Origin of the sequence: Phenylobacterium sp. (genome assembly GCF_030693805.1) — a bacterium.
Classification (GTDB): Bacteria; Pseudomonadota; Alphaproteobacteria; order Caulobacterales; family Caulobacteraceae; genus Phenylobacterium.
The window spans coordinates 1-8,434 of sequence record NZ_JAUXZW010000010.1 but is presented as its reverse complement, the minus strand read 5'-3'; the positions used below and the strand labels follow the sequence as shown (position 1 = coordinate 8,434).

At 68.2% G+C, this 8,434-nt stretch carries 9 protein-coding genes; 2 read left to right on the top strand and 7 right to left on the bottom strand.

Features of this window, described 5'->3' with window-relative positions; all coding sequences use genetic code 11:
- Together Q8M88_RS00575 and Q8M88_RS00570 are read right to left on the bottom strand one after the other, a co-directional pair.
- Window positions 1–919 (bottom strand): TIGR03915 family putative DNA repair protein (locus Q8M88_RS00575; RefSeq protein ID WP_305594015.1); only part of this gene is annotated, 919 nt, incomplete at its 3' end.
- Window positions 919–2,145: a putative DNA modification/repair radical SAM protein gene (locus tag Q8M88_RS00570; RefSeq protein WP_305594013.1), complete on the bottom strand. Its 1,227-nt coding sequence runs from the start codon at window positions 2,143–2,145 to the stop codon at window positions 919–921. The genes Q8M88_RS00575 and Q8M88_RS00570, both read right to left, overlap by 1 nt.
- Before the next feature lie 93 nt (window positions 2,146–2,238).
- Here Q8M88_RS00570 and Q8M88_RS00565 point away from each other — a divergent pair, with 93 nt between their 5' ends.
- Together Q8M88_RS00565 and Q8M88_RS00560 are read left to right on the top strand one after the other, a co-directional pair.
- Window positions 2,239–3,117: a transglutaminase family protein gene (locus tag Q8M88_RS00565; protein WP_305594011.1), complete on the top strand. Its 879-nt coding sequence runs from the start codon at window positions 2,239–2,241 to the stop codon at window positions 3,115–3,117.
- Window positions 3,118–3,411: 294 nt separating this feature from the next.
- Window positions 3,412–4,716, top strand: a complete 1,305-nt coding sequence (locus Q8M88_RS00560) for an MFS transporter (protein WP_305594009.1) — start codon at window positions 3,412–3,414, stop codon at window positions 4,714–4,716.
- Here Q8M88_RS00560 and Q8M88_RS00555 read toward each other — a convergent pair.
- From Q8M88_RS00555 to Q8M88_RS00535, 5 genes are all read right to left on the bottom strand, one after another.
- Complete coding sequence (locus tag Q8M88_RS00555; protein ID WP_305594007.1) at window positions 4,713–5,792, bottom strand: Glu/Leu/Phe/Val dehydrogenase dimerization domain-containing protein; 1,080 nt, start codon at window positions 5,790–5,792, stop codon at window positions 4,713–4,715. The two genes, Q8M88_RS00560 and Q8M88_RS00555, sit on opposite strands and share 4 nt — an antisense overlap.
- A 64-nt stretch (window positions 5,793–5,856) precedes the next feature.
- Window positions 5,857–6,873, bottom strand: a complete 1,017-nt coding sequence (locus Q8M88_RS00550; protein WP_305594005.1) for an alpha/beta hydrolase — start codon at window positions 6,871–6,873, stop codon at window positions 5,857–5,859.
- Complete coding sequence (locus Q8M88_RS00545; protein ID WP_305594019.1) at window positions 6,870–7,454, bottom strand: uracil-DNA glycosylase family protein; 585 nt, start codon at window positions 7,452–7,454, stop codon at window positions 6,870–6,872. Before Q8M88_RS00545 ends, Q8M88_RS00550 begins: the two co-directional genes overlap by 4 nt.
- 40 nt (window positions 7,455–7,494) lie before the next feature.
- Entirely contained in the window at window positions 7,495–8,133 is a 639-nt protein-coding gene (locus Q8M88_RS00540) for a glutathione S-transferase family protein (RefSeq protein ID WP_305594003.1), read from the bottom strand.
- A partial coding sequence (locus Q8M88_RS00535; protein WP_371132601.1) for a DUF3253 domain-containing protein occupies window positions 8,130–8,434 on the bottom strand: 305 nt, incomplete at its 5' end. The genes Q8M88_RS00535 and Q8M88_RS00540, both read right to left, overlap by 4 nt.

Below are 8,434 nucleotides of genomic sequence, written 5' to 3'. Positions count from 1 at the left end.
TCGCGTCCCGCCAGAGCGAGCAACGCCGGCAGGCCTGGACCTGGGCGTTCAGTTCGACCAGGTCCGTAGGCGCGGCGCCGTCATAGGGCGCGTCACGGCTGGCGCGCAGAGCGGCCCTCACGATGCGTCGACTGGGTTCAGATGGGCTTGCGTTGACCATGGCCTGACTGCGGCTCTCGGCGGCTTCGATCAACTGCGGAATGAGCGAGGCCTCCGGCAGGTTGCGCCAGTAGCGCTTGGGCATCTCCTTGGTCATCGCTCCGACCTTCAGCCGCGCAGGGTTGAAGATCGACGCGTAGTAGGTGCGCCAGAAGTCCTCCAGCGCGTCGTCGGCGGGCGCGTCAGCAGGATCGGCGCCTGGCGTGAAACTGAGTGCGTCTCCGTCCCAGTGCCCGCAAACGTCGGGGGTGAGGATGGAAAAGCGCATGTTGGCGTAGCGCCTGGCGAAGAACGGTGCGGTGCGTTCCGTCACCCGGTGGGCGGGTTCGAACCAGGCGGCGAAGGTCTCCAACTCGCCTGGAGCCTCGTCGACTTTCCGGAAGCGCACGAAGGCTTTCATCTTGTGGGCGGCGCGGTCCACCGTCTTGGCGAAATCGCGGGCGCGGCTGACGTCCGGATCGGTGGTCAGCTGCAACAGGTGCGGCGTTTGCGCCAATCGCCATAGCAGGCGGTAGAGCAGCGCGAACCGGTCGTCCGATCGATGCAGGACCACGGCCTGGGCCAGCGCCAGGAATTCGCGCGGCGTGGTGAAGGCTGGGCCAGTAGCAGCGGCGGCCTCCAGCGGCGGGGCGAACAGGTCGCCTTCCCCGTCCACTGTCCATAGCGCGTCGTCCGGCGTCACGCCCTGTGCTCGCAGCGACCGCGCGGCTGTGCGCCAGCCGGCGAAGTCCACCTCTGAGTCCAGTCTGATCACCGGCATCAAAACAACTCGAGCTGCTGCGGCGCCGGCGTCAGACTGCGCGCCAGCCCAGCGCTGTCGGTGAGCCCGCCCGGGCTCCAGTCGCTGGCGACGATAAACGGGCGAACAGACTCGATGCGGCGGCAGAGCTTGCCGACGTCATGCAACGCCAGTCGCTTCAAACGGCGCAGCGCGATCATCTTGTCGACGCTCTTCACCCCCAACCCCGGGGTCCGCAGCAGGGTCTCGCGTTCGGCGACATTGACGTCGACTGGAAAATCGCCGCGATGCTTCAGCGCCCAGGCGAGCTTGGGGTCCATGCCCAGCTCGAGGTTCTCCGCCGGGCCGATGATCTCTTCGCGCGCGAAGCCGTAGAAGCGCATCAACCAGTCGGCCTGATACAGCCGGTGCTCGCGCATCAGCGGCGGGCGCATGGGCGGCAGGCGGCCGGGCGCGTCGGGGATCGGGCTGAACGCCGAGTAGTAGACGCGGCGCAGCCGGTAGGCGCCGTACAGGCTCTCACTGCGCGCCAGGATCTCGCCGTCGCTGGCGGCGTCGGCGCCGACGATCATCTGGGTCGACTGTCCGGCGGGCGCGAAGGCGGCTGGTTTGGCGCGGCGCCCTTTCTCCCCGGCCGCATCGATGCCCAGGCGGACCCCGCCCATCGCCCGGTTGATAACGCCGGCGTCCTTCTCCGGCGCCAGCGCCTTGAGGCTTTCGTCGCGCGGAAGTTCGACATTGATCGACAGCCGGTCGGCCCAACGTCCAGCCTCGTCGGCCAGATCCTGCGACGCCTCGGGGATCAGCTTCAGGTGGATGTAACCGCGGAAGTCGTGCACCTGGCGCAGGTCGCGCGCTACCCGCACCATCGCCTCCATGGTGTAGTCGGCGTCGCGGATGATCCCGGACGACAGGAACAGCCCCTCAATGTAGTTGCGCTTGTAGAAGTCGAGCGTGAGGTTGACCACCTCATCCACCGAGAACCGCGCCCGGGTGACGTTCGACGACACCCGGTTTACGCAGTAGGCGCAGTCGTAGATGCAGTAGTTGGTCAGCAGGATCTTGAGCAGCGAGATGCACCGCCCGTCCGGCGCATAGGCGTGGCAGATGCCCATGCCTTCGGTCGATCCCACCCCTGTCCCGCCGCGGGAGTCGCGTTTAGAGGTTCCGGAAGAGGCGCAGGAAGCGTCGTACTTGGCCGCATCCGCGAGAATGGAAAGCTTACGCTTAAGGTCGAGCACTGGCATGTTTCGACCGTACCGTTCTTATTTTGTTCCGTCCATCGACTTAACTCCCCGCGCTTTGCGGAACCTCCATAACGTCCAGGGGTTCGCAAGCGCATGACGCGTCTGACCCTCCGACACGAGACCCTCTACACCTATGAAAAGCCGGTGCGGTTCGCGCCGCATCGCCTGCTGATCCGGCCGCGCGACAGCCATGCCATGCGCATCGTCGCGTCCGCCCTGTCGTTCTCGCCCGCCGGCAGCACGCGCTGGACCTATGATGCGTTGGGCAACAGCGTCTGCTGGCTGACGCCGCAGGGCGAAGCCGATCAACTTTCGATCGTCAGCGAGTTGGTCATCGAGCGCTTCCCGGCCCCGCTCTCGCCGCTGCGCATCGACAATCCACGCACGGTGACGCCCATCGTCTACGACAACGTCGATCGCACGATCCTCAATCCGTTCATCGAACCAGAGACGCTCGATTCGGACGATCTGCTGCTGAAGTGGCTGCGCGCCCAGGTCGGACCGGCGGAGGAGCCGGCGCTCGACTACCTGCTGCGGCTGAACCAGACCATCCATGCCGAGTTCGCCTATTCGGCGCGGGTCGAGGAAGGCACCCAGGATCCTGCCCACACCGTGGCGACGCGCTCGGGCACCTGCCGCGACTTCGCCTGGCTGATGGTGGAGGCGCTTCGGCGGCTGGGCTTCGCCGCGCGCTTCGTCACCGGCTACCTTTATTCACCGGCGACAAGCGTGGTGCGCGGCGCCGGCGCGACCCACGCCTGGTGTGAGGTGTTTCTGCCGGATCTCGGCTGGGTCGAGTTCGACCCCACCAACGGCCTCGCCGAATCCGCCGACCTGATCCCCGTGGCGGTCAGCCGCTCGCCCGCTCAGGCCGCGCCGGTCACCGGCGCGATCTATGGCGACGGCGGCTATTCGCAGCTGACGGTTCACGTAGATGTGCGGTTGGGAGAAACACTTTCAGTCGCCGCTTAGGCGATAATGACAACCACAAAGGGAGGAACTGCGATGCTCAAGGGCCTCGAACAGCAACCTCGGCCGGCCGACTCTGTGTTCATGAAGACGGCCGCCAGTCCCAAGCATGGGCGCAAGCCCGATCCGCTCCCCGATGTTGTCGGCGCGGAGCGGCGATCTTTTTCTCCAAGACCCGGGCACTGACGCAGCGGCAAGGCGCTTTCCCCGCCGCGGGCTAGTCTGTAGACATCCGCCCTTGGTCTGACCTTAACGCGGCGCGATCTGCGACGGGATCGGACATGGGGACGAGGCGCGTTGGACCCGAAAATCGAAGTTTCAGCCGCCGGCCCTGAGGCGGACCTGCAGACGCGAGAGGCCGCCTACGGCGCCTTCGTCCGCGACAATCTGAAACATAATTACCGCGCCACCTACCTGCACGGCATGCTGGGCATGACCGGCTTCCGGCTGGTGCAGGCGCCGACCTTCCTGCCCGCCTATCTGCACGCGCTCTCAGGTTCGAGCTCGATCGTCGGTCTGGCGCTGGCCCTGCAGCAGATGGGCGGAGTGATCTCGCCGATCTTCGGCGCGACGCTGATCGAGCACCGCACCAAGGTCCTGCCGGCGACCATGTTGATGGGCACGCTGTCGCGACTGGTGATCCTGGGCATGGCGCTGGCCGGCTGGTTGCTGAGCGGCCAAAGCCTGGTGATCGCGCTGCTGGCGCTGATGTTCCTGTTCGGCCTGCTGCAGGGCCCGCAGCGTGTGCAGTTCGCGATCCTGCTGTCGAAGGTGATCCCAATCGCCATGCGCGGGCGTCTGCAGGCCTGGCGCAACGCCACCGGCGGCCTGATCGCGGCTGTGTTGGCCTATCTGGCGGGGCGCTACCTGATCGAGGCGAACGTAATGGGGAACGGCTATTCCACGACGTTCCTGGCGGCGTTCGTGCTGACCAGCGCTGGACTCCTGGCGCTTCGCACCATGCGCGAGCCCGAGCCGCCGACCACGCGCGAGCGCGGCCGGTTCCGCGACCGGCTGCGCGACTTCCCGCGCCTGGTGACCCAGGACCGCAGCTACATGTGGTTCCTGGTGGTGCAGATGATGAGCATGACCAGCCGCATCGCGGTGCCGTTCTACGTCATCTATGTAGGCCAAAGCATTCCGATGACCGGAGCCACGCTGGGCCTGCTGTCGCTGGCCTTCCTGGGCGCCGACACCCTGTCGAACCTGGTGTGGGGCTACTGGGGCGACAAGACCGGCTTTCGCATGGTGTTGCTGATGTCGCTGGCGATCTGGGCGGGCGCGACGATGCTGCTGATGGGCGTCCACCACCTGGGCTTCATCTTCATCGCCTTCTTCGGCCTTGGCGCGGCGCAATCCGGCTACCAGATGGCGGCGCAGACGATGATCCTGGAGTTCGGTTCTCGCGACGAACTGCCGATGCGTATCGCCATCTCGTCCACCGCCGAGAACGTCATGGCCACTATCGGCCCGCTGATGGGCGGCGTGCTGGCCGAATTCGTCGGGTTCCAGATGGTGTTCGGCCTGTCACTCGTGGCCCTGGCGGCGGCTGTGGTCCTGACTGTGGTTGCTGTGCCCGAACCGAGGAAGCGACGGGTCTAGGCGGCCGCCTGACGCGCCTGCTTGGCCGCCGCCAGCCGAGCGCGCGCGATCTGGTCGGCGACCTCGTTGGTCGGCCTGGCTTCGGCGGCCGAACGGTCCAGCACCTCGGCCAGCGTCGCGGTCATCTGGGTGATCTTGCCCTCGACCCATGAGGGGTCGAACAGGCCGCCGGCCTCTAGCGCTCGAATCTCGCCCGCCACGTTGATGATTCCGCCGCCGTTCAGCACGTAGTCGGGTGCGTAGATCATGCCGCGGGCGAACACGGCGCGTCCGACGTCGGCATCGGCGAGCTGGTTGTTCGCGCCGCCGGCGATAACCTTGGCGCTCAGCCTGGGAAGGGTCTCGGCGGTGATCGCGCCGCCCAGCGCGCAGGGGGCGAACACCTCGGCTTCGGCGTCGAAGATCGCGCCCGGCGCCACGGCCTTCGCCCCGGTGCGCGCGACGACGTCGGCGACCGCGGCTTCGTTGACGTCGGTGACCACCAGCTTCGCACCGGCGGCGTGCAGCCGGTCGGCTAGATGGCGGCCGACATTGCCGACCCCCTGGATTGCCACCGTGATCCCGTCGAGGTCGCGGCCCAGCGCGCGTTGCACGCACAGGCGGAGCCCGCGGAACACGCCGTCCGCAGTCACCGGGCTGGGATCGCCGGAAGCCGCCGGGTGACCGTCGAGGCCGACGATATAGCGGCTTTGGGTGCGTGCATGCGCCAGGTCCTGCGGCGTGACGCCGACGTCCTCCGCGCCCCAGTAACGCCCGCCGAGCGCCTCGACGCAGCGGCCGAAGACCTCGAACAGCGCCGGCGTCTTCTGGGTGCGTGAATCGCCGATGATCACTGACTTGCCGCCGCCCAGGTCAATGTCGGCCATGGCGTTCTTGTAGGACATCGCCCGCGACAGCCGCAGAGCGTCAGTTAGCGCGGCTTCCGCGTCCGGATAGGGCCACATGCGACAGCCGCCGCCGGCCGGCCCGCGCGCCGTCGAATGCACAGCGATGATGCACTTCAGCCCTGTGGGCTCGTCGTAGAAGCTGTGGACGCCTTCGTGGCCTTCGAAGGCGGGATTGTCGAACAGGGTCATGGGGAAGGGCTGCGCGTTGGTTTGGAAGCGGGAAGCGTTGGCCTGTACGCCGCGTGGATGGGCTTCACAACCCCGCGTTCGCCGTGTGCGCTGGCCTCGCCTCGACAGCCCCCGGGATCGGCCCCAGGCCGGACGGCGAGCCCGCCTTGGGATCTCGGATGAAAGCCATGATGTCGGCCCACACCACCGGCCCCTGCCTGTCGCGCATCAGCAAGTGCCAACCCTTCGGATAGTAGATGGTGCGGTCGTCGGGGCGCAGGTGGCTGACCGCCCGCGACGTCGCCCGTTTGGGGATGATCTCGTCGTGGGCGCCATAGAGGTAGAGGGTCGGCGTGTGGTCCTGGCCCGCCAGGTCGGAGGCTCGTTGCATCATGCTGACAAGCCCATAGAGCGTGTCCGAGCGCGCGCCCCACAGCATCAGCGGGTCGCGCCCCATGGCGATCAGTTCCTCGCGGTTGTCGGTGGGACGCACCCGCTCGGCCAACCAGTTGGGGGGATTGTAGACCTTCGATCCGGTGAACCGCGCGGCGAACCACAGCATGGTCTTGTTGGGCAGCGGCTGGCTGGACCAGCCCCACACCGCCGGCGCCAACAGGATCAGCCGATCGGCGGCAGGCGGCCTTTCGGAGGCGAAGGTCTCGATAGCCACGCCGCCCCCCATGCTCTCGCCGACCACCGCCAGCACTGCATGGGGATGGCGCGCGCGGGCCAGCGCGACGATGGTGCGCAAGTCCTCCTCCATCAGATCGCCCGCCCAGACGCCCCGCTGCGGCGAGCGGCCGAAGCCGCGTTGGTCATAGGCATAGGTGGTCACCCCCTGGGCCGCCCACCACGGCGCGGCCATGTGGAAGGCGTTGGCGTAGTCGTTCATGCCGTGCAGGCCGATGACCACCGCCCATGGCTCTTCCGCCGCCGCCCAGGTGGTCAGGCCCAGCCGCGCGCCGTCGAAACTGACGAAGGCGTCCTCTTCCAGCCTCGGCCCATTGAACCCGGCGACGGCGCTGAACGGCTGCTGCACCATCATCGGTGCGCAGGCCGCCAGGCTCAGGGCGGCCAACAGGATCGCGGCGAACCTCATCATCGCTCGAGGATCTCCCGGACCCTGCGGCGAAGGTAGGGCGTGACCTCGGCCTCGAACCACGGATTTCGCTTCAACCAACCGGTGTTTCGCCAGGACGGATGCGGGGTGGGCAGCACCGCTGGCCCGAACGCGCGCCAATCGGCCACGGTCGCAGTCATCCCGCCGGCGCCGGGCGCGCCGAGCGCCCACGCCTGCGCGTAGCCGCCGACCAGCAGGGTCAGCTCGACGTTCGGAAGCTGCGCCAGCAGGCGCGGGCGCCAGGTCGTCGCGCACCGCTCGGGCGGCGGATGGTCGCCGCTGCGCGCCGCCGTGCCGGGATAGCAGAACGCCATCGCCGCGACCCCGATCGCCCGATGACCGTAGAACGTCTCGCGGTCGATCCCCATCCAGCCGCGCAGGCGGTCGCCCGACGGATCGTCGAACGGCAGGCCGCTTTCGTGCACCCGGCGGCCCGGCACCTGGCCGCAGATCAGCAGCCGGGTCTGTGGCGACACGCGGACCACGGGCCTCGGCTCATGCGCAAATTCCCGCGCGCAGGCGCGGCAGGCGCGGATCTCGGACAGGACGGCGTCGAGGCTCATCGCCTGCAGATAGGCGCGCACGCGCCGACTGCGAGTCGTCTCAAGCAGCGAGGAACTTGGTCTCGGCGTCGACCCAGCTGGCGAACGACGGCCGGGCCAGGATCGCCTGGGTGTAGGCGACGATCTTCGGCCAGCGCTGCGGATCCGGGGTCCACCCGATGTGGGCCAGGTTGACGAACGGGCTCGCGACCGAGATGTCGGCCAGGGTCAGGCGGTCTTCCACCAGGAAGCCCGACGCCGGCAGGGCGCGTTCCAGATAGTCGAGGATCGGCGGCAGCTCGTCCGTCTCGGCCGCCAGGGCGGCGGCCTCGTCGCCCGGCCGGCCCATGTAGCGCGGCGCGACCAGGCGGTTGAAGAACATCTTGCCGCCCGCCCCCATCAGGATGGTGTCGGCGAACTCCTCGTACCAGATCGTGCGGGCCCGGGCGCGCGCCTCCAGCGGCAGCAGGTTCGGCTCCGGCTGGATCGCCTCCAGGTAGGTGATGATGGCGGTCGAGTCTGAGATCATGAAGTCGCCGTCCCGGAACCCCGGCATCTTCCCGAACGGGCTGGCCTCCATGAATTCCGCGGGCCCGCGGCCCATGCCGGCCGGCTGCAGGTCCAGCGCGATCCCCTTCTCGGCGGCGAACGCGAGGGTCTTGCGGACGTAGGGCGATATGGATGAGCCGTAGAGGATCATGAGCCGTCTCCTTGCTCCTGCGCGGCGTCTACCGGCTGCGGCGCGCGGAGCCGGTAGACGCCCTTGAACTGCTCCGGATCGGCGGCCTTGCCGTGCCGGGTGATCTCGATGCGACCTTGGCGGGCAAGGCCGCGGGCGACGGCGCGCACATGGCCAAGCCGGCGACGCCAGTTCTCAGGATCGGCGGCGCGCGCCACCTCCTCCGGCGACACCGATTTGCCGGGGGCGAGCTTGCCGATGAGTTCCAGCATGGCGGTCTCGATCGCTTCGCTCACCGCCCCGCCCCCTCGCAGACCACCAG